Here is a 20,241-nt window from a genome sequence, read left to right on the forward strand (position 1 = left end):
GCCAGGAGAGCCATGGATTTCCAGCACATCATCGAAGCAGTCGGCCGGTACATGGACTTCGCCGGAGTGGCAGTCATGGTGATCGGAGCCTTGGTTTCCGTTCCCCTGGCACTGCGCGGGTATCAGCCCAAACGGGCTCGTGGCCTGGCCCCCTTCTCTCCGTACCGCTCCTACCGGCAACTTCTGGGACGGTCCATCCTGCTGGGGCTAGAACTCCTGGTGGCCGCAGACATCATCCGAACCGTCGCGGTTACTCCCACCTTTGAGAGCGTGGGCGTCCTCGCAATCATCGTGCTGATCCGGACCTTCCTGAGCTTCTCCCTGGAACTGGAAATCACCGGCCGCTGGCCGTGGCAGAAGGAAAAGGGCCCCGACACCGGCGAGCCGCTACCATCGACGTCATGACGCAGCCGTGGGAACCGGACATTCTTGGCGAAGGCTTTGAGCAGCAAACACTCAACCTCGACGGCGGCGCTGTCGCCACCGTGGTGCGGTACGTCGGAGACGACGGGCAGGGCCCGGACACCGGCGCTCCGTGGCTGGACACTGCTGAAGCCCCTGGCATCGACGCCGATGTCCTTTACGTCCACGGCTGGTCCGACTACTTCTTCCAACGCCACGTCGCTGAGTTCTGGCACCGGGCCGGCGCACGCTTCTTCGCCCTGGACCTGCACAACTACGGCCGCAGCCTAAGCCCGGGAATGGTGCCGGGCTTCGTCACCAACCTGGCCGACTACGACGCCGACATTGCAGCAGCCCTGTCAGCAATGGGACGATCCGGTGTTCCGGGGCAGGGCATCCCTGGCCAGGATCGACCGCTCATTCTGTTGGGCCACTCCACTGGCGGGCTCACGCTCAGCCTGTGGGCTGCCCGCCATCCCGGCATGGCGTCGGCGTTGATCCTCAACAGTCCGTGGCTGGAATTCCAAGCGACTGAGCTGGGCAGGCGGGCCATCGCTCCCTTGGTGGGGCTCCACGCCCGGCTCCACCCCCTGGCGCCACTGCCGCCAGTGGATCCGGGGATCTACACCCGGACCGTGTCAGCCACTTTGGATGGCGAGTGGGACTACAACCTCGAGTGGCGGCCAGACCGGGGTTTCCCGGTTACTCCGGCCTTCCTCGACGCCGTCTTCCGCGGCCAAGCCACCGTGGCAGCAGGTCTGGGCATCGACGTTCCCGTGCTCGTGCTTCTCTCGGACAAGAGCTATCTGCAGCCAAAGTGGTCCGCTGATGCACTCACCGCCGACGTCGCCCTCAACGTGGACGCCGTGGCCCACCGCTCGCTGTCCTTGGCGGACACCGTCACGGTGAGCCGGCTGCCGAACGCGTTCCACGACATCTTCCTGTCTCCCGAACCCATCCGGCGGGAAGCGTTCGCGCGCATCGGGCGCTGGGTTCCCACGGCACTCCAGCCGTCGGATGCAGCGGAGTGGGAAGCCAGGACCGCGGGTTTGTAGCCCACGTACACCGGACGAACCCGCCCTTGTTCGCCCGACTCACCGTTGTGCGGCGCGTCAGGCGAACAAGGCGAGGATTCGTGGCCTGCGCGGCCGCAGTAATTTCCCGAGTCCGGCGCTACTTCCCGAGTCCGGCCCGTCGCAGTGCCTCAGCCATGGCCGTGTTCGCGGGCTCCGGAGCCTGCTGGGGCTTGCCCGGCCGCGCGCCGCCCTGACGACGATCACCTTGCCCCTGCCGCGGTGCCCCCTGGCCGGGCTGGCCTGAACGCTGACCGGGCTGGCCGCCGCCGCGCTGACCACCTGTCCGGTCGCCCGAGTCCCGGCCGCCCGAAGCACGCCCATCAGAGGTGCGGCCGCCCGCTGCGCCGGGTTCGTCGTCGAGCCTCAACGTCAGGGAGATGCGCTTCCGCTCGGGGTCGGCTTCAAGGACCTTGACCCGGACCACCTGGCCGGACTTCACTATTTCGCGGGGATCCGAGACGAACTTGTTGGACAGCGCCGAGACGTGGACCAGTCCGTCCTGGTGCACTCCGACGTCCACGAACGCACCGAAAGCGGCCACGTTGGTCACGGTGCCTTCAAGGATCATGCCGGGCCTGAGGTCGGAGATCTTCTCGATGCCCTCTGAGAACGACGCCGCCTTGAACGCAGGACGCGGATCGCGGCCCGGCTTCTCCAGCTCGGACATGATGTCCTTCACCGTGGGCAGACCGAAGGTACCGTCCACGAAAGACTGCGGATCCAGTGCCGTGGCGGGTCCGCCACCGGCCGCTATCAGGATCTTGCGGGCCACGGAGTAAGCCTCGGGGTGGACGCTGGAGGCATCCAGCGGCTCCGCTCCCCCGGTGATCCGGAGGAAGCCTGCGCACTGCTCGAAGGCCTTGGCTCCCAGCCGCGGCACTTTCTTCAGGTCGCTGCGCTTGGCGAACGGGCCATTCTCGTTCCGGTAAGCCACGATGTTCTCGCTCAGCAAGGGACCGACGCCCGCCACGCGGCTCAGCAGCGCCGGCGATGCGGTGTTCACGTCCACACCCACGGCGTTCACGCAGTCTTCCACCACGGCATCCAATGAACGGTCCAGCTTCGCGGCAGTGACATCGTGCTGGTACTGCCCCACGCCAATGGACTTCGGCTCGATCTTGACCAGTTCCGCCAAGGGATCCTGAAGGCGGCGGGCAATGGACACGGCACCGCGAAGCGATACGTCCATGCCCGGAAGTTCGGAGGCGGCCAAGGCAGACGCTGAGTACACGGAGGCTCCGGCTTCGGACACCACCAGCTTCTGAATTCCCTTGGAACCTGTGGCTTCGAGGGACTTGATGAGTTCGGTGGCCAACTTGTCCGTCTCGCGGGAGGCAGTGCCGTTGCCGATCGCGACAAGTTCCACGTTGTACTGCTTGGCGAGCCTGCCGAGGGTGGCCAAGGCTTCGTCCCACTTCTTGACCGGTGCGTGCGGGTAGATTGTTTCCGTAGTGACCACCTTGCCCGTGCCGTCCACCACAGCCACCTTCACGCCGGTCCGGAGACCAGGATCGAGTCCAAGGGTGGCGCGGTTGCCCGCCGGAGCGGCCAGCAGGACGTCGCGAAGATTGGCGGCAAAGACCCGTACGGCTTCATCTTCGGCATCTGCGAACATACGTCCGCGAAGATCGGTGGTCAGCCGGTCCAGGATGCGTCCGCGCCAGGCGAGCTGGGCGGTTTGCATCAGCCAGGTATCGGCGGGCCGCCCCTGGTTGGCGACTCCGAGGCACTTGGCCACAGCGTTCTCGTACTTACCGCGGGCGGCGGCCAGGGCGTCGTCGTCGGCTGGGTCTGCCTCCGCGAGATCCAACTCCAGGACACCATCCTTTTCACCACGCAACAGCGCGAGCACGCGGTGCGACGGCATGCCGGAGGGCACCTGCGTGAACTCGAAGTAGTCCTTGAACTTCTGGCCCTCGGCCTCCATGCCCTTCTTGACGCGGGACACCATGCGTCCCTGCTTCCAAAGGCGTTCCCGCAGATCTTCGGCGAGGTCGGCGTCCTGCCCTACACGCTCCACCAGGATGGCGCGGGCTCCTGCGAGCGCTGCGGTGGCGTCGTCGATGGAGTGCTCGGCGTTCAGGTACTTGGCGGCCTCGGTGGTGGGATCCAGCTGGGGATTGGCCAGCAAGACGTCTGCCAGCGGCTCCAGCCCGGCTTCGCGGGCGATCTGTGCTTTGGTGCGGCGCTTGGATTTGAACGGCAGGTAGATGTCCTCAAGGCGCGCCTTGGTATCAGCGCCGACGACGGCGGCTTCGAGTTCCGGGGTCAGCTTGCCTTGGGCGGCAATCGCCTCAAGGACGGACTTTCGCCGTTCTTCCAGCTCACGCAGGTATCGGAGCCGTTCTTCGAGGTCGCGGAGTTGGGTGTCATCGAGCGTCCCGGTGACTTCCTTGCGGTAGCGGGCGATGAAGGGGACGGTGGATCCGGCGTCGAGCAGTTCCACCGCGGCCTTGACTTGCCAGGCCTTGACGCCGAGTTCAGCGGCGATCTGGGCGTGGATGGCGGTATCAGCTGACTGGTGTTGGAGATTTGAAGTCACCATGACAGTTTGCCTCACGTGGCCGACAGTTTCCGAAGACGGCTGGCGGGAAGGCCTATCCCGGGGGCGCCGTTAGTGCTGTAGTGGGACCATGCAGGAACTGCTCATCATCCTTCAGGACGGGTTTGATGCCGATGACGTGACCGTCACCGTCAACGGCAAGGAGGCCGTGTCCGAGCACGGCATCTCCACCAAGATGCTGTTGGGGATGGCCGACGAAGTCACGGTGGAACTTCCCGCCAAGGGTGCCACGGTGGGGGTGGAAGTCAGCAGCAGGCAACTCAGCGCAACGAAGAAGCTCGTGGGAAAACCCAAGAGTCTGATCGTCTCCATCGAAGAAGGCGAACTGGTGTTGCGTGAAGGAACGGGCCGCGAGGCTTTCCTCTAAGGGAGGGCCTCGCGGCGGCTGGAGCGGATACTGCTGGAGTGGATACTGCGGAACCGCTGAGACTGGCTCAGTGGGCCATGTGCTCCTTGGCGGAGATGTGCTCCACCATTTCGCCGAGGCGCTGTTCGGCATAGTGGTTGCGGGCAATATCGCCCTGGCTGATGATGCCCACCAGCTTGTGGTCGCTGATGACGGGCAGGCGGCGGACTTGGCGTTCCTCCATCATGGTGACGGCTTCGTCCACGTTGGCATCGGCGTCCACCCAGTACGGCTTGCCGGTGGCGAGCTCGCGGGCAAGGACTTCGCGGGCATCCTTGCCTTCGGCCAAACACTTGACCACAATGTCGCGGTCGGTGATGAAGCCGGTGAGCTTGCCGTCGCTGCCGCAGATGGGAAGTGAACCGCAGTCCAGATCCCTCATCAGCATGGCGGCTTCCTGGAGTGTTTTATCCTCGGCGATGCACTGCGCATTCGTGGTCATGAATTCACGTACGGCACTCATGGGTCCTCCTTCATCGATTGGGGTGATCGACGCGGGGCCTTCGGCACGAGTCCTTCGGCACGAGTCCTTCGGCTCCGGGCGCCGATGATGCCAGCCTACGCTCGGCGGGTCCCGCTGACCAGATCATGGGGACCTCCTGGCGACCAAAAAATGGCCTCGCTTCTCTGGATATAGTCCATTCGCTGGAGTATCGTCAGTGTGGGTTACACACGGCTTCTGGGCATCGGCCATTTCGACTCATCTGAGCCTCATCACGCGCACCCCGCCCCGCCCTGGACCGTCATGCCGCCCCTGCGCCTAGAACGCGTGGGCGATCGCATATTTGACTGCTTCAGCCCGAGAAAGATCTCCCCATGGACACCCCCAACGTCCCCAGCACCTACTACACCCCTGCCCCCGCTTCAGATCTTTGGAGTTGCCGCCAACCCACCGCGGTCAGCGGACGCTATGAAGGCTTCCAAGGCAATCCCGGCCCCATCGGAAGCGCCCTGGACCTGCGCTTGGATATCGACGCCCGCGGCAACGTCGAGTCGCCGGTCATGAACAAGGTCAGCGGCGATTTCTACAGCACCCGCTTCGTCAAGGTCGCCGGTGTCAACCAGTTGGTGAAGACCTATGTGGAGTCCTGGATTGTGGACACACCTCTTGTGACGTTCACCGACACCGACGTGCATATCGTCGGGACCGTCCGCTATTGGAAAGGAACCCACCCTGCCACCACCGTGGACATAGTGGTGTCGTGGTCCCACGGTGCTGTGACCGGCGCTGTTGCCACGTTCACCTCCGGCGGGATCCTCGGCCGGCCCTATGCGTGCTCCTACCGTTCGGAGGCCTTCAGGGACATGAACTTGGAGTTGGACTACTGCACGTCCGTGGACATCGAGCCCAAGGTCCCCGTCTACAACAGCCATGCCCACACCAACCGTCCCGCTGACCTGCCCAACCGGACCATCACCATCGAGTCCTCCTATACGGACGCCGGAATCGCGGTCACCATCGACCCGGTCCACACAGTCATCGACGACACCGCCGCAGGCTTCGCTTCCTGGAATGTCGGGGAACTCCATGACGCCATGGAGACCTCGTTCGGCAAGTACAACTCGGGATGGCCTGCGTGGAACATGTGGGGAATCCAGGCCGGCATCTTCGACACCGCCGGCGTGGGTGGCATCATGTTCGACGCCGCTGCGGGCTTTGGCGGCGCGGGTCGCGGACCGGACCGCCAGGGTTTTGCGGTCTTCCGGAACCACTCCTGGTTCACCAACCTTGTCTCCAATCCGGTCACCCAGGATCAGGCCTGGGCCATGCGGCACTTCCTCTACACCTGGGTCCACGAGGCCGGACACGCGTTCAACTTCCTGCATGCCTGGGACAAGGCCCGCCCGGACTCGCTGTCCTGGATGAACTACGACTGGAAATACGATCAGCGCAACGGCACTGACTCCTTCTGGGGCAACTTCCGCTTCCGCTTCGACGACGACGAGCTCCTCCACATGCGCCACGGAGACCGCGCCTCCGTGATCATGGGCGGCGATCCATGGGCTTCCGGAGGGCACCTGGAATCCCCCGCGGGTGCCATGACGGTCTCCGGTCCGGGCAGCGACGTGGAACTGACCCTCTCCGCAAAGGACCACTTCGACTACATGGAACCTGTGTCCATCGAGTTCCGGTTACGGAATACCACCGACGTGCCGGTCATGGTGGATGGCCGGCTCGATCCCCGCTACGGCAACACCACCGTGTACATCCAGAAGCCCAATGGGACGGTGGTGCTGCATGAGTCGGTGGTCTGCTTCTATGGCCTCCCGGAAATGGTCACGCTGGCGCCGGCACCAGTGGGCGACGACGACGGCAGCGATCGCTTCAGCCAACTGGTCCAGCTCGCCTACGGGGTGGAGGGCTTCGCTTTCGATGCGCCCGGACAGTATCTGGTTCGCGCCGTCTATTCCACGGACGGCATCGTGCAGGCGTCAAACACGTTGCCGCTGCGCGTAGGTTTCCCTGTCACCAGGGAAGAGGACCGCTTCGCTCCTGAGTTCTTCACCCGGGAAGTGGGCTTGACCTTGGCGTTTGAAGGGTCCATGTCGCCCTACTTGGAGCGAGGGTTGAACGCTTTGACGGAGGCCGCCGAACGCTTTGGCGGTGAGCCTTTGGGCGTCAAGGCGGCCACCGCCGTCGCGCAGTCTGTGGGTGATGACTTCTATCGCCGCAAGGACGAAAAGATGGTCAAGCACCATAGCGCTGATCCCCAGCGGGCGCTGGCGTTGACCGATGCCGGCCTCGCCGGCTATCAACAGTCTGCCGGTGCGGCGAGCAACCTTGCCTACCGCGGCCTGGTGGAATTGCGCACGGAACTCCATGCGAAGTCGGACAACAGCGCCGCCGCAAAATCCGAGGTGGAAACCCTCGCCAAGGACCTGGGCACCCGGGGCGCCAACCCCACCGTGCTGGCCCAGGTCAAGGAACTGATCCCTTCAACTCCGGCGGCCCGTTCCCGCCGGGCGGCTCCGAGGAAGGCTGCCAAAAAGTCGTCGGATGGCTAGCAGGTCAATGGACCCTCCGTAGCCGGCGACGGTTATTCTGCGATGTCCTCTGCCCACAGTTCAGGGTGCTCATCCTGGAACGTGCGCATCATCTCCACGCAACGGGGATCGTCCAGGACCACCACCTCGACGCCACGTGAACGCAGGAGGTCGAATTCGCCGGGAAAAGTCTCGGCTTCGCCCACGACCACCCGCGGGATCTTGAACTGGATGATGGTGCCCGTGCACATCGCGCAGGGCGCCAGGGTGGTGTAGAGCGTGGTGTCGCGGTAGCTCTTTTGGCGTCCGGCCGCCCGGAGCGCGGACATCTCGCCGTGTGCAATCGGGTCGCCGTGCTGGACGCGTTCGTTGTGGCCGCTTGCGACCACCACGCCGTTGCGGGCCAAAGCGGCCCCGATGGGAATGCCGCCCTCGCTGAGGCTCTTTTGTGCAGCCTGGTAGGCGGCTTCGAAGGCCGGGTCTACGGTGGGGGCTGTATCAGTCATGGGTGCAGTCTAGAGTGGCCGGCCGCTGTTTGCCGGAAGTTATTTTGTCGGTGCCCGCTGATAGCTTGGCTACAAGGAGTTCAACCGGCACGGAAGGAAGGTGGGTCGCTGTGTTCTACCTCGATCCGGAGATGGCGGGCGCCCCTCAGGACCTGGTCTTCTCTGCCAGCGACCTCGTCATTGCAGCCACCTGCGAGTACCAACTGCTCCGCAAACTGGACGAAAAACTTGGCCGTTCCCCCAAGCCGGACTTCGCGGCAGACGCCATGCTGGAACGTAGCGCTGCCCTTGGCGATGTTCATGAGCATCGGGTGCTGGATGAGTTCGTCGCCAAGTTCGGGCAGTGGAATGCGGCTACCGGAAAGGGCGTCTACGACGTCGTCCCCGCCACGGCGATGGACCGCGCCACACTTTCGGCCAAGCACGCGGAATCCATCGATGCCCTGCGCTCCGGAGCCGATGTGGTGTTTCAAGCCGCTTTCTTCGACGGTGAGTTCCACGGGCGTTCCGATTTCCTGGTGAAGCAGCCCGGCGGGCTTTATGCGGTGTTCGATACCAAGCTGGCACGCCATGCCAAGGTCACAGCCCTCCTGCAGCTCGCGGCGTATGGAGACCAACTGCTCAAAGCGGGAATCACGCCGGATCCCACCGTCACCCTGGTTCTCGGCAACCGGGTCCACAGCGACCACCCCCTTTCGCAGATCCTCCCTGTCTTCAAGGAACGGCGTGAACGCTTCCTTGGCATGACATCCACGCATGCCTCGGAGCCCGGTCCGGTGGAATGGGGCGACTCCCGGTACTCCGCCTGCGGCCGTTGCGACTATTGCGCCGAGCAAGTCCAGCTGCACCGTGATCTCCTCATGGTGGCCGGCATGCGCATCAGCCGCCGGAAGAAACTCATCGAGGCCGGGGTCACCACTATCGACCAACTCGCCGCACTCCCAGCGGTCGGCGACTCCACGCTGCTCAGGCTCCGCGAACAAGCCCAGCTGCAAACGGGTACCGGCAATCCCGACGGCACCGTCAGGTACACGGACAAGTCCGGAGAAACCAAGGCCATCAGTTACAACGTCCTCCCGGACAACACCCTCGGCAGGCTGCCCGCACCGGACCCGGGCGATATCTTCTTCGACTTCGAGGGCGATCCCCTCTGGCAGGACCCCGCCACAGGCAAGTGGGGGCTGGAGTACCTCTTTGGGGTCATCGAGAACCCCGTGGAACCAGGGGCGGAGCCGGTGTTCCGCCCTTTCTGGGCTCATTCACGCGCGGAGGAAGGCCACGCGTTTGTGTCCTTCCTGGACTACGTAGCCCAGCGCCGTGCCATGTACCCGGGTATGCACATTTATCACTACGCCTCCTACGAAAAGACGGCACTGAGGAACCTGTCCTTGACGCATGTGGTGGGTGAAACCGCCGTCGACGACCTCCTGCGCCAAGGTGTCCTGGTGGACCTCTTTGACACCGTCCGGCACAGCATCCGGGTCTCCGAGAACTCCTACAGCATCAAGAAACTTGAGCCGCTGTACATGGGCCGGCATCTGCGCTCCGGAGACGTCACCGACGCCGGCGCTTCCGTGGTGGCCTACGCGGACTACTGCACGGCCCGCGATACTGGTCAGGCCGTGCAGGCTGCGGCCATTCTCGAAGGTATCAGGGACTACAACGAGTACGACTGCTTGTCGACACTGGAGCTGCGCAACTGGCTGCTTGCCCGGGCTGCGGAACGCTCCATCGTTCCCGGCACCCCTGTGGAGGACGGACCACAGTCAGACACCGAGCCGGAGAAGTACGAGGCACCGCCCGAAGAGAAGGCCCTGTTCGACTATGTGGCCGACCTGCCCGTGGAGGAACAGGCAACGCTGGAGGCCCGGGCCATTGGCATCGTCGCTGCCGGAGTCGGGTATCACCGCCGCGAGGACAAACAGCACTGGTGGGGGCACTTCGACCGCTTGGAAAAGCCAACTTCACAATGGGACGAGTCCCGCGACCAATTCATCGTGGACCACGCGGAGTTGCTGCAGGACTGGGCGAAACCAACGCCTCGCAGCAACCCTGCGCGGATCGTGAAACTGCTGGGCCGCTCCGGTGATGGCGCGGGATTGGATCCGGGCAGGAAGTACTTCAGAATGTACGGGTCTCCGTTGCCGGATGCCCTGGCTGCCAAGGAATCCTCGGTGCTGGGCCGTGCGGGCTGGGGCGGGACAGAGGTCATCGAGGTCGGTGAAGAGGGGGACTTCGAGTCGGTCACCATCGTCGAGAAGCTTCGCAAAGACTCCACCGAGTTCGTCCAGACCCCCATGGCGCTGACCCCGGACAGCCCGATTCAGACGACCGGGCAAAGGGCTGCATTGGCCGCGTTGGCCACCAAGCTCCGCGCGGCGTTGCCTTCCTGGCCCAAGGATCCGGCACTGGACCTGGTCCGCCGGCAGCCGCCCAGGGTGGGCACCCTCACCAACCTTCCAACGGTTCCCTCCGGCCCCAATGGCTATATCGATGCCATCACAGCGGCCGTCAAGGACTTGGACCATTCCTATTTGGCCGTCCAGGGTCCTCCCGGCAGCGGGAAGACTTATGTTGGCGCCCACGTGCTGGCCAGGCTGGTGGCCGACGGGTGGAAAGTCGGCGTCGTGGCGCAATCCCACGCCGTGGTGGAAAACATGCTGTGCGCAGCCGTGGAGAAAGCGGGTATCGATCCCCGCCTGGTGGCCAAGGACGTCAAGCACAACGATCCTGTGCCGTGGACCAACTGTGCCAAAGGCGACGTGGAGGAACTCTTGGCCACGCCGGGTGGCGCCCTGATCGGCGGCACCGCCTGGACCATGGTGGGCAAGGAAGTCCCCCCCGGATCGCTCGATCTCCTGGTCATCGACGAAGCGGGACAGTTCTCGTTGGCCAACACCATGGCTGTCAGCCGGGCAGCCAAGCGGCTCCTGCTCCTCGGTGACCCACAGCAGCTTCCCCAGGTCACTCAGGGCAAGCATCCGGAACCCGTTGATGAATCAGCCCTGGGTTGGCTGTCGGACGGCCACAACACCTTGCCGTCCCACCTTGGCTACTTCCTGGCGTTGTCATGGCGCATGCATCCGGAGCTGTGCAGCGCAGTGTCAGAGCTGTCCTACGACAACCGGCTCGAGGCCGCTCCTGCCGCAACCATGCGTGAACTGGAAGGGGCGAACCCCGGGATTTCCTGTGTGTATGTCACACACACCGCCAACTCCACTGCTTCGCAAGAAGAAGCTGTTGAGGTCGTCCGGCAAGTCCAGGCTCATCTGGGCCTGAAATGGCTGGACCCTTCGGACTCTCCGGAACGCCGCCCCCTCGAGGAAACAGACATCCTGGTGGTCGCGGCCTACAACGCCCAGGTCCAGCTCATCAAGCATGAGCTCCGGTCTGCCGGCCTCGGGAAAGTACGGGTGGGCACCGTGGACAAGTTCCAAGGCCAGGAAGCCCCGGTGGTCATCGTCTCCATGGCCGCATCGGCCGCAGGCGAAGTTCCCCGCGGCATGGAGTTCCTGTTGTCCCGCAACCGGATCAATGTGGCGGTGTCGCGCGGTCAGTGGCGGGCCGTCGTCGTGCGTTCGCCTGAACTGACCAACTATTTGCCAACGCATCCGGAAGGCCTGGAAAACCTCGGCGGTTTCGTGGCCCTCTGCCAGCGGAGTTTTCGTACACCTAATGCCCTTTAGAGGGCGTCTTAGGGGCATCTGCTGTACAAAAACCCAGAGCTTCGTCCAGGACCCGGCCGAAGTTGACTGCGTCGTGCGCGAAGCGGCCAAGGAAAAGCCCGGAAACCCCCTCCAGCTGTGGCAACAAGCCGGGTTTCGCCGACCCTCCATAAATGATGGGAAGCCCGGCCAACCCGTGCTGGGCAAGCGCCGAACGTAAGGTACCGACCACCCGCGAAACATAGGCCGCTGAGGCAGGTTCAGGAGCGCCGATAGCCCAGACGGGCTCGTAGGCGATCACCAGTTTCGAGGCACGCGACCAATCACCGGACACTGCTGCCTTGATCTGCCCGAACACTGTATCCGCCGCTGCCTCCGGTTCCAGAACCCCGGGCTCTCCCACGCACAGCAGCGGAGCCAGCCCGGCATCGACGGCGGCACCGACCTTGAGCGCGATCATCGCCTCGTCTTCGGCAAAGTAGCGTCGCCGCTCAGCGTGACCGATTTCCACGAGGCCCACTCCGAGCTCCACGAGCATGGACGGTGACACCTCACCCGTCCACGGCCCGTCAGCCCAGCCGCAGTTCTGAGCGCCTAAGACCAGTGGCGAGCCCCGGAGCACACGCGATGCCGCGGGCAACACCGGAAAGGACGGGATCACGAACGGGACCACCCGCCCGGCCGCGAGGGCCGGACGGGCGTCCACTTCTGCCACCACTTGCTCCAGCCATGCCAGGCTCTGCGCGTAGCCCATGTACATCTTGGTGCTGACGCCAATGAACACAGTCTCCAGCGCAGGGTCCGTGGCAGAGTCCGTAGCAGAAGGGAGAGCAGGAAGGTTCATGCTCTATTTCCCCAGCAGCTCGTCGGCCTTGTTGCTGAAGCGCTTGGTACCGAACATCAGCAGCGCAGCCACAAACGGCAGGACACCCAGTGCGTAGACACCCATGGTTCCGGTGTCCGAGGCCGTGACCTGGTTGACCGTGGTGCGCAGGATCGGCGCCACGAACCCACCCAGGTTTCCGAGGGAGTTGATCAGACCGATACCGGCGGCCGCGGCAGTTCCGGTGAGGAACGCCGTCGGATACGACCAGCAAATAGGGCCGGTGGACAGGAAGCTGCACACCGCCAGGGTGATGAAGATGATGCCCAGGGCGGGCATTTGGTTGGCACCGGCCCAGGCGGAACCAAAGATGCACAGGCCCGTGGAGATAAACAATGCGGTGCCCCAGCGACGGCGCCGCGCCACGGTGTTGGCTGCCTTGCCGATGAAGTAGCAGGCGAAGATGCCGAAGAACCACGGGATGGCTGCGAGGAGTCCGACGGCGATTCCCACCTTTTGCCCGGTCAGCTGCGCCACCTGTTGTGGCAGGTAGAACGTCACGCCATAGACGGCCACCTGCAGGCAGAAGTAGATGACCGTGAAGTACCAGACCCGGCCGTTACGCATGGAGGCAAGGACGCCACGAGGGCCGGACTCTTCCTTCACCGTGTCCTCAAGCGCCATGACATCGGACAGAGCCCGTTTCTCTTCCTTAGTCAGGAACTTGGCGTCCTGGGGACTGTTGATGAGGAAGAAGTAGGCGGCAATACCGGCCAGGACCGCCAGCATGCCTTCAACGAAGAACATCACTTGCCAGCCGGCAACGCCCGGAACCTGGTCGCCGATGTTGATGAGCCAGCCGGACAGGGGTGCGCCCATCATCTGGGAGAACGGCTGGGCCAGGTAGAAGATGGCGAACATCTTCACGCGAACCTTGTTGGGGAACCAGGCCGCCAGGAACATGATGACGCCGGGGAACAGACCCGCTTCGGTGACACCCAGCAGGAATCGGAGGATGATGAAGGACGTTTCACCCTGGACGAAGGCGAAGCACGCCGAGACGATGCCCCAGGTGATGGCGATGCGGGCCAGCCACACCTTGGCGCCAAATTTGGTGAGCAGGAGGTTGCTGGGGATTTCAAACAGCGCGTAACCGATGAAGAAGATACCGGCACCCAGCGCGTAAGCACCGGCGGTGATGCCCTTGTCTACTTCCAGCGCAGCTTCGGCGAAGCCAACGTTGGTACGGTCCAGGAAAGCCACCACGTACAGGATGACCAGCATTGGCATGAGCCGCCGCGACGCCTTGGAAATGGCCGATTTGAGGACCGGCGTATCCAGCAACTCCTTCGTGGAATTGGTGGCAACAGACATTGAAACTCCTCTTTGAGTGACAGGAAACAACTAATGCAGCCGCGATCAGCGCGGGAAGAAGATGAGCACCATGCCCACGGCGCAGGCGAGGACGCCCACGGCCAGGTAGATCTTGCGTTCTCGGGTCCAGGTCTTCATGGAGGCCCCTAGTGCATGTACAGTCCGCCATCCACATTCAGCGTCTGGCCGGAGATGTACCCGGAGTCCTCGCTGATGAGGAAGGCGATGGCGGCGGCGATGTCCCGGGTGGAGCCCACACGGTTCACTACCAGGTCCTTGGTGAGCTCGTCCTTGCGTTCCTGGCTGAGGGTGCCGCCCATGATGTCGGTGTCGATGGGGCCGGGAGAAATGGCGTTGACAGTGATGTCGTACCCTCCGAGTTCACGGGCGGTAGCGCGGGTCAAGCCAATGACGCCGGCCTTGGCTACCGAGTACGGCGTCTTGGAGAACGTGCCGCCACCGCGCTGGGCGGAGACCGAGGAAATGTTCACGATCCGGCCTATGCGGTTTTTGACCATGGATTCGGCCACTCGGCGGGTGGCGTAGTGGACGCCGTTGAGGTTGATGTTCAGGACCCGGTCCCACTCAGCGGGTTCCAGTTCCAGGTAGCCAACAGGCGAGCTGACTCCGGCAACGTTTGCCAGCGCCACGATCTGGGGCAGTTCTTTTTCAAGCTCGTCAATGGCGGCACGGACCTCGGCTTCGCTGGCGACGTTGGCGCCAACACCATGGGCCTGGACGCCGTACTCTGAGGTAATTTCTTTGGCTGCGATCTTGCAGGCGGCGTCGTCGAGGTCGATGATGCCGATGTTCCAGCCCTGCGCGGCAAGGTAGTTGACGGTAGCCCGGCCGATGCCGCGCTCCGAAACGGCGCCGGTGACGATTGCTGTGCGTTCTGCGGGGAAAGTCATGTGGTCTTCTCCTGAAAGTTCTTAGTTGATGGGGGCCGGGCCAAGCTCTTCAATGAGCTTCTGCATGGCCACGTAGGCCTTGTTGCGGTAGGCGATGAGTTCCGGAGTGCGCTCGGCGGGAACGTTGAGGAAGCCTGCACCGGTCTTGGTGCCCAGCTTGCCTGCGTCCACCAGGTCCGAGAGGATCTTCGGCGTCGCGAAGCGCTCCGGGAAGCCGGTCTGCAGCGACTTGTAGCAGAAGTTGTAGACATCCAAACCGGCCATATCCGCAATGGCGAACGGACCGAAGAAGGGCAAGCGGAAGCCGAACGTCGTACGCACCAGCGTGTCGACGTCGTCCGCTGTTGCGATTCCCTGCTCCACCAGCTGCGCGGCCTCGTGGAACAGCGCGTACTGCAGACGGTTCAGCACGAAGCCGGTGACGTCCTTGACGACGGCGGTCTGCTTACCGGCCGCGTGGACCAGCTCGCGGGACGCGGCAACCGTTGCGGCATCCGTACCGGCGTGAGGGATGATCTCGACGCCGGGAATGAACGGTGACGGGTTGGAGAAGTGCACGCCCAGGAAGCGTTCAGGACGGGTGACAGCTTCAGCGAGCGAAGCGATGGAAATCGTGGAGGTGTTGGAACCGATCAGGGCATCCGGGCGGGCAGCGGCACTGATGCGGGCGAGGGTTTGATGCTTGATCTCCAGTACCTCGGGAACACACTCCTCAATGAAAGCGGCGTCCGCAACGGCCTCTTCGATGTCCTTGGCGGCCCACAGGTTCTGCTTGAGGATCTCCGTGGACCCTGCGGGAAAGAGTCCGTCGGCGATGAACTGGTCCGACTCCACCAGCAGGCGGTCGTAGTTCTTCTGCGCGATCTCGGCAGAGACATCGGCCAGCGCAACACGCGCCCCGCCAAGAGCCAGCACCTGGGCGATGCCGCCACCCATGTAGCCGGAGCCGACGACGGCGATCTTCCGGGCTGCGTTGCCGGCTGTCGCTTCGGTTGCTTCTGGAGTGGTCATGATCAAACTGCCTTCGTGTAGTCGGGCTCGTACGAGCAAATGGCGTCCACCTTGGCGGCGGAGGATGAAGTGTGGTCGAAGCGGTGGCCAAGCCACTCCCCTACGAGCTTTTTGGCCAGTTCCAAGCCAATCACCCGCTGGCCGAGCGTGAGGACCTGGGCATTGTTACTGAGGACGGACCGCTCCACGGAGTAACTGTCGTGGGCGGTCACCGCGCGGATTCCGGGGACCTTGTTGGCCGCGATGGCCACGCCGAGGCCAGTACCGCAGATCAACAGTGCGCGGTCGGCTTCACCGTCGGCCACTTTGCGGGCGGCATCAACGGCGACGTGCGGGTACGCGGTGGAGTCGTTGAAACCGACGCCGACGTCCGTCACTGATGCCACGCGGGGATCCGCTTCCAGCAAGGCCAGGAGCGCCTGCTTGTATTCGACTCCGGCTTCGTCGTTGCCGACGACGATGCGCCAGCCTTCGGTGTTACTCATGCTTGGGCTCCGTTTCCGGTCGACCGCTGTCCCGAGGGGGCAGCCGCGGCCAGTTGTGAATCGATGAATTGCGAGATTCTCGAGGTAATCAGTCCGAAGGAGACCGCCCCTGGATCGGGATGGCCGAGGCTCTTTTCCGCGAGCGGGCGTGCCCGGCCCTTGAGCGGGCGCAAATCCGCGGTCTTGGCGGCAGCGGACTCAGCAGCCGCCGCAGCAACTGCCAGCGCCCGGTCAGCGGGAGCCCCGCCGTCGAGCTCTGTCAGGAAGGCGTCCCGGAAGGGCAGGAGCGCGTCCACCATGGTCTTGTCCCCAAGCTCGGCCTTGCCGAGTTCGGTGATGGCGCGGACGAACGCCTTCACAGCCTCCGCCGCATCCTCCGAGGTGTACGTTTCGCGGTTCCCGAGCGACAACCCGGCGGCAATGACCGCTGATCCCCACAGGGCTCCGGAGGTTCCACCGGCGCGTTCGCTCCAGGCCTCGCCTGCTGCGGTCAGGACCCGCGCCGCGGACGAACCGGAGACTGCCTCGCCTGCTGCCGCAGCGGCATCAACGCCGCGCCGCATACCGATGCCGTGGTCGCCGTCGCCGGCAATCGCGTCCAGCTTGCCGAGTTCCTCTTCATGCTCGACGACGACGTCCCTCACCTGGGCGAGCACGGCGACGGCCAACTGCCCGAGGTCAGCCGCAGCAGCGGTGGGCTGTTCGACGTCGGCGGTTTCGGCGTCGTCGATTGCTGCTTCAGCGCGGGGTGCACGGGGCGCCATGCTGCCCTTGCGGAACGCGGGAGTGTCCGCGGGGGCGGCCCAGAACTGCTCAAGTTCTTCGTCCAGCCACAGCAGCGTCAGCGACAGTCCGGACATGTCCAGGCTGGTCACCAGCTCGCCGCATTCGGGTTCAACAACAGTGAGTCCCGCGGCCGTAAGCAGCTTTTCCACCTTGCCGAACAGCAGGAAGAGTTCGTCGTACTTCACCGTTCCCAGGCCGTTGACGATAGCCACAACACGGTCCCCGGCGTCCTCGGGCTTGTCGTTGAGAAGCTTCGAAACAAGAAGTTCGGCCAGCTCGGATGCTGTGGGCATGGTGTGCTCGGAGATGCCGGGCTCGCCATGGATACCCAGGCCGAGCGACATCTGCCCGGCAGGCACGTGGAACAGCGGATCCTTGGCGCCGGGAAGCGTGCAGCCGTCAAAAGCCACACCCAGGGAACGGGTCCGGTGGTTGGTCTTGATGGCCAAGCGCTCGACGCCGTCAAGGTCCAGTCCCGCTTCAGCGGCGGCGCCGGCAATCTTGAAGACGGTGAGGTCGCCGGCAATGCCCCTGCGCTTCTCAATTTGTTCGATCGGCGCACTGGCGATGTCGTCAGTGACGGTGACCGTCCGCGTTTCGATGCCCTCTGCGTTGAGGCGGAGCTGCGCCTGGCCGAAGTGCAGGACGTCACCTGCGTAGTTGCCGTAGCTGAGCAGGACTCCACCGCCGGCGTTGGCAGCCTTGGCCACCCGGTACACCTGGCCTGCCGCCGGGGATGCGAACATGTTGCCGCACGCCGAACCAGTGGCAAGTCCAGGCCCAACGAGTCCAGCGAACGCCGGGTAGTGTCCCGATCCGCCGCCAACCACCAGTGCCACCTGACCGGCCGGGACTTCGGTGGAGCGGACCACGCCGCCGTCAACGCGGGCAACGTACCCACGGTTGGCAGCTACAAAACCGTCCAACGCGTCATCAGCAAAATCTGCCGGGTTATCAAAAATCCGGGTCATCTTCCTAGACTCCTGCGAGCTGCGTAGCCGGTACCTGGCGTCCTTGGGCCACCTGGCTCTTGCCGAGTTCATAGCCCGCGGTCTTCGGCAGGACGTGGCGGCGGAGGTATTCCTGGTTGCTGGCAGTAACGCTGAGACCGTCGCCGCCGTAGTGCTCAGTGCAGAGAATGCCCTGGAATCCGACCGACAGCGCGAACTTGAAGGCCTCGCGGTAGTTGATGAGGCCGCTCTCCATGGGAGCCGGCATGGTGATGTAGCTGTCGCGCGCCACATCTTCGTCCCGGAGGTAGTTCTTCATGTGCCAGTAGTTGGAGTACGGCAGGGTCTTGGCCACCATCTCGCGCCAGTCCTCGATGGGCCGGTGCAGGCGGATCAGGTTGCCGAGGTCCGGGTTCAGGCCGACGTTGTCCAAGCCGATGTCCTGGACCAGCTGAACCGAGGAGTCAGCAGTTCCGAGGTAGGTGTCCTCGTACATTTCCAGCGAGATCAGCACCCCGGCCTCGGCTGCGTGCTTGCCGAGCTCGCGAAGGCGGGAGACGGCGTTACCCCACACTTCTTTGTCACCCACGGGATCTTTGTAACCCTCCACGGTCCAGAACCAGAGCTGTTTATGCTGCTCCTGCGTGATGGCCTGGTGAAGCCCGAAGGACACCACTTCACAGCCAAGCTCGGCAGCGGCGTCGATGGTGCGGTGGCTGTAGGCGAGGTTGTCTGCCCAGTCCGTTGCGTGGATGACGCTGCGGCGGATAGCGGAGATGACAGGGACCCCGATGCCCACCTCGTCAGCGGTCTGCTTGAACTCGGCGAGGCGGTCCTTGCTGAGGTCGCCCGGGCGAACCCAGCTGTCGGTGAGGTCAGCGTTCGCAAAACCTGCGTCCTTCACTTCCTGGAGGACCGAAGCCCACACGGAAGCGTCGGCGTCGTTGACCTGCTGCCCCTTGGCGTCAGTGCCGGGGAACTGCAGGAGGGCCGCGGTGATAGGCCAATTCTCGGCGGTGTACGCCATGATGATCACTCCTTCGTGGAATCCTGTTTCCTATAGGATTTACGATTCAGGCAATGCTGTCAACCCTTTCGCGAAACTTCCTAGATCCTATATGTCATACATTTAGCTTGTGAAGGGGGTCACTCCGGTTCTTTGTGGGGCGCCGCTAACCTTGCCGCCGACCGCACCCGTAACCAGTGGTGCATTCGGCGCAAAAGGGTGCGCCACCAACGCCAAAAGGGTGCGCCACCAACGCCAAACGGGTACGCACGGCGGAAACGGGTGCGCACGGCGGAAACGGGTGCGCACGCGGGAAACAGGAGCGCGCAGCCCGCCTAGCTCCAAGCACTCCGGCGACGAACCAACGCCTGCTCCCAGCGCATCTCAGCCGACGCACCGATACCCGCCGAATGCACCCGTAACCTCTGGCGCATTCGGCGCAAAAGGGTGCGCCACCAACGCCAAACGGGTGCGCACGCGGAAACGGGTGCGCAGCCCGGACGGGGGAAGGCGGGGGCCTACTCCTCCGGCGCGTCAGCCATGGCCCGGCCACGAACCTTTTCGACGTGGTCGATCATCATTTCCGCGGCCTTGTCCGGATCGCCGCTGGTCATGGCGTCGAGTACAGCCTGGTGTTCGGCGATGGCTTGCTCGGCGTCGGTGATGCCCACTCCCCCGAATAGCCGGAACCGCTGGATCTGGCCGCCCAGGGTGTTGTAGGCCGCGAGCAGGAACTGGTTGTTTGCCTGCGCCGCGATGAGCTGGTGAAAACGTTCGTCGGCCTCGAGGTAGCTGCGGTACTCGGCGAAAGTACCGCCCCTGGGCGCCGTCTTCAGATCCTCCACGGCCTGCTTCAGGGCATCCAATCCCTCCGGCGTCATGCGGGAACACGCAAGTTTTGCATTGACGGGTTCAATGGAAAGCCTGGCTTCCATCAGTTCCGCGAAGTCTTCGCGGGTAAATACGGGGGCAACCCTGTAGCCTTTCAGCGCCACCCGCCGGACCATGCCAGTGTGCTCCAACCGGGCAAGGGCTTCCCGCACCGGAGTCGGCGAGACGTCCAGTTCACGAGCCATTCCGTCGATGCTCACTGCCGCCCCGGGTTCCAAACGGCCGTCCATGAGCCACTCGAGGAGGGCTTCGTAGACGTGGTCGGCCAGCACTTGGCGGCTGACGGGAAAGCCGGCGCGGGCACCGGCCGGGGAAGGATCAGACATGCCACAAATCCTATAGGAAGGCGCGCACAGGACCGGGCACGTGGTCCTGTCACATGCCCGTTAAAACCACGACGT

At 64.0% G+C, this 20,241-nt stretch carries 16 protein-coding genes; 5 read left to right on the forward strand and 11 right to left on the reverse strand.

What is annotated here, in order from left to right; translation table 11 throughout:
- Window positions 1–12: 12 nt before the first annotated feature.
- Window positions 13–405 (forward strand): DUF1622 domain-containing protein, encoded by a 393-nt coding sequence (locus tag ACIQLI_RS15625; RefSeq protein ID WP_354230828.1) that lies wholly within the window; start codon window positions 13–15, stop codon window positions 403–405.
- A complete protein-coding gene (locus tag ACIQLI_RS15630; protein WP_400390107.1) occupies window positions 402–1,457 on the forward strand; it encodes an alpha/beta hydrolase in 1,056 nt (351 codons plus the stop codon). Before ACIQLI_RS15625 ends, ACIQLI_RS15630 begins: the two co-directional genes overlap by 4 nt.
- A gap of 118 nt (window positions 1,458–1,575) precedes the next feature.
- On the opposite strand, the gene ACIQLI_RS15635 is transcribed toward ACIQLI_RS15630, so the two are convergent.
- Complete coding sequence (locus ACIQLI_RS15635; RefSeq protein WP_400390109.1) at window positions 1,576–4,023, reverse strand: Tex family protein; 2,448 nt, start codon at window positions 4,021–4,023, stop codon at window positions 1,576–1,578.
- Window positions 4,024–4,111: 88 nt separating this feature from the next.
- On the opposite strand from ACIQLI_RS15635, the gene ACIQLI_RS15640 reads away from it, so the two are divergent.
- Window positions 4,112–4,408: a hypothetical protein gene (locus ACIQLI_RS15640; RefSeq protein ID WP_089594002.1), complete on the forward strand. Its 297-nt coding sequence runs from the start codon at window positions 4,112–4,114 to the stop codon at window positions 4,406–4,408.
- A 67-nt stretch (window positions 4,409–4,475) separates the two neighbouring features.
- On the opposite strand, the gene ACIQLI_RS15645 is transcribed toward ACIQLI_RS15640, so the two are convergent.
- Window positions 4,476–4,910 (reverse strand): CBS domain-containing protein, encoded by a 435-nt coding sequence (locus tag ACIQLI_RS15645; protein ID WP_400390111.1) that lies wholly within the window; start codon window positions 4,908–4,910, stop codon window positions 4,476–4,478.
- Window positions 4,911–5,263: 353 nt separating this feature from the next.
- Between ACIQLI_RS15645 and ACIQLI_RS15650 the strand changes: the two genes are divergently transcribed.
- Window positions 5,264–7,453, forward strand: a complete 2,190-nt coding sequence (locus tag ACIQLI_RS15650; RefSeq protein WP_400390113.1) for a hypothetical protein — start codon at window positions 5,264–5,266, stop codon at window positions 7,451–7,453.
- A 32-nt stretch (window positions 7,454–7,485) separates the two neighbouring features.
- On the opposite strand, the gene ACIQLI_RS15655 is transcribed toward ACIQLI_RS15650, so the two are convergent.
- On the reverse strand, window positions 7,486–7,938 hold the full coding sequence (locus ACIQLI_RS15655; protein WP_354230838.1) for a nucleoside deaminase: 453 nt from the start codon (window positions 7,936–7,938) through the stop codon (window positions 7,486–7,488).
- A 110-nt stretch (window positions 7,939–8,048) separates the two neighbouring features.
- On the opposite strand from ACIQLI_RS15655, the gene ACIQLI_RS15660 reads away from it, so the two are divergent.
- On the forward strand, window positions 8,049–11,624 hold the full coding sequence (locus tag ACIQLI_RS15660; RefSeq protein WP_400390115.1) for a TM0106 family RecB-like putative nuclease: 3,576 nt from the start codon (window positions 8,049–8,051) through the stop codon (window positions 11,622–11,624).
- Here ACIQLI_RS15660 and ACIQLI_RS15665 read toward each other — a convergent pair.
- The 8 genes from ACIQLI_RS15665 to ACIQLI_RS15700 form a co-directional block, all read right to left on the reverse strand.
- Window positions 11,611–12,447, reverse strand: coding sequence for a triose-phosphate isomerase family protein (locus tag ACIQLI_RS15665; protein WP_400390117.1), 837 nt, complete (start codon window positions 12,445–12,447; stop codon window positions 11,611–11,613). The two genes, ACIQLI_RS15660 and ACIQLI_RS15665, sit on opposite strands and share 14 nt — an antisense overlap.
- A 3-nt stretch (window positions 12,448–12,450) precedes the next feature.
- Window positions 12,451–13,800, reverse strand: a complete 1,350-nt coding sequence (locus ACIQLI_RS15670) for an MFS transporter (RefSeq protein ID WP_400390119.1) — start codon at window positions 13,798–13,800, stop codon at window positions 12,451–12,453.
- A 146-nt stretch (window positions 13,801–13,946) separates the two neighbouring features.
- The gene (locus ACIQLI_RS15675; RefSeq protein WP_400390121.1) at window positions 13,947–14,711 is read right to left on the reverse strand and encodes an SDR family NAD(P)-dependent oxidoreductase; all 765 of its coding nucleotides are present in this window, start codon (window positions 14,709–14,711) and stop codon (window positions 13,947–13,949) included.
- A 21-nt stretch (window positions 14,712–14,732) separates the two neighbouring features.
- Window positions 14,733–15,722 carry a 3-hydroxyacyl-CoA dehydrogenase family protein gene (locus ACIQLI_RS15680; RefSeq protein ID WP_400390123.1) on the reverse strand — a complete coding sequence of 330 codons (990 nt, stop codon included), beginning with the start codon at window positions 15,720–15,722 and terminating at the stop codon, window positions 14,733–14,735.
- A gap of 2 nt (window positions 15,723–15,724) precedes the next feature.
- Entirely contained in the window at window positions 15,725–16,207 is a 483-nt protein-coding gene (locus ACIQLI_RS15685) for a ribose-5-phosphate isomerase (RefSeq protein ID WP_354230848.1), read from the reverse strand.
- Window positions 16,204–17,964, reverse strand: coding sequence for a dihydroxyacetone kinase subunit DhaL (gene dhaL, locus ACIQLI_RS15690; protein WP_400390125.1), 1,761 nt, complete (start codon window positions 17,962–17,964; stop codon window positions 16,204–16,206). Before dhaL ends, ACIQLI_RS15685 begins: the two co-directional genes overlap by 4 nt.
- A 4-nt stretch (window positions 17,965–17,968) precedes the next feature.
- The gene (locus ACIQLI_RS15695) at window positions 17,969–18,970 is read right to left on the reverse strand and encodes a sugar phosphate isomerase/epimerase family protein (protein WP_400390127.1); all 1,002 of its coding nucleotides are present in this window, start codon (window positions 18,968–18,970) and stop codon (window positions 17,969–17,971) included.
- A 497-nt stretch (window positions 18,971–19,467) separates the two neighbouring features.
- Window positions 19,468–20,166, reverse strand: coding sequence for a GntR family transcriptional regulator (locus tag ACIQLI_RS15700; protein ID WP_400390129.1), 699 nt, complete (start codon window positions 20,164–20,166; stop codon window positions 19,468–19,470).
- Window positions 20,167–20,241 lie beyond the last annotated feature (75 nt).

The organism is Paenarthrobacter sp. NPDC091669 (assembly GCF_044756725.1).
Classification (GTDB): Bacteria; Actinomycetota; Actinomycetes; order Actinomycetales; family Micrococcaceae; genus Arthrobacter; species Arthrobacter bambusae_C.

Excerpts from the sequence above, each read along its gene's own strand:
- ACIQLI_RS15625 (WP_354230828.1), top strand. The coding sequence starts at position 13 with ATGGATTTCCAGCACATCATCGAAGCAGTCGGCCGGTACATGGACTTC.
- ACIQLI_RS15630 (WP_400390107.1), top strand. The coding sequence starts at position 402 with ATGACGCAGCCGTGGGAACCGGACATTCTTGGCGAAGGCTTTGAGCAG.
- ACIQLI_RS15635 (WP_400390109.1), bottom strand. The coding sequence starts at position 4,023 with ATGGTGACTTCAAATCTCCAACACCAGTCAGCTGATACCGCCATCCAC.
- ACIQLI_RS15640 (WP_089594002.1), top strand. The coding sequence starts at position 4,112 with ATGCAGGAACTGCTCATCATCCTTCAGGACGGGTTTGATGCCGATGAC.
- ACIQLI_RS15645 (WP_400390111.1), bottom strand. The coding sequence starts at position 4,910 with ATGAGTGCCGTACGTGAATTCATGACCACGAATGCGCAGTGCATCGCC.
- ACIQLI_RS15650 (WP_400390113.1), top strand. The coding sequence starts at position 5,264 with ATGGACACCCCCAACGTCCCCAGCACCTACTACACCCCTGCCCCCGCT.
- ACIQLI_RS15655 (WP_354230838.1), bottom strand. The coding sequence starts at position 7,938 with ATGACTGATACAGCCCCCACCGTAGACCCGGCCTTCGAAGCCGCCTAC.
- ACIQLI_RS15665 (WP_400390117.1), bottom strand. The coding sequence starts at position 12,447 with ATGAACCTTCCTGCTCTCCCTTCTGCTACGGACTCTGCCACGGACCCT.
- ACIQLI_RS15670 (WP_400390119.1), bottom strand. The coding sequence starts at position 13,800 with ATGTCTGTTGCCACCAATTCCACGAAGGAGTTGCTGGATACGCCGGTC.
- ACIQLI_RS15675 (WP_400390121.1), bottom strand. The coding sequence starts at position 14,711 with ATGACTTTCCCCGCAGAACGCACAGCAATCGTCACCGGCGCCGTTTCG.
- ACIQLI_RS15680 (WP_400390123.1), bottom strand. The coding sequence starts at position 15,722 with ATGACCACTCCAGAAGCAACCGAAGCGACAGCCGGCAACGCAGCCCGG.
- ACIQLI_RS15685 (WP_354230848.1), bottom strand. The coding sequence starts at position 16,207 with ATGAGTAACACCGAAGGCTGGCGCATCGTCGTCGGCAACGACGAAGCC.
- dhaL (WP_400390125.1), bottom strand. The coding sequence starts at position 17,964 with ATGACCCGGATTTTTGATAACCCGGCAGATTTTGCTGATGACGCGTTG.
- ACIQLI_RS15695 (WP_400390127.1), bottom strand. The coding sequence starts at position 18,970 with ATGGCGTACACCGCCGAGAATTGGCCTATCACCGCGGCCCTCCTGCAG.
- ACIQLI_RS15700 (WP_400390129.1), bottom strand. The coding sequence starts at position 20,166 with ATGTCTGATCCTTCCCCGGCCGGTGCCCGCGCCGGCTTTCCCGTCAGC.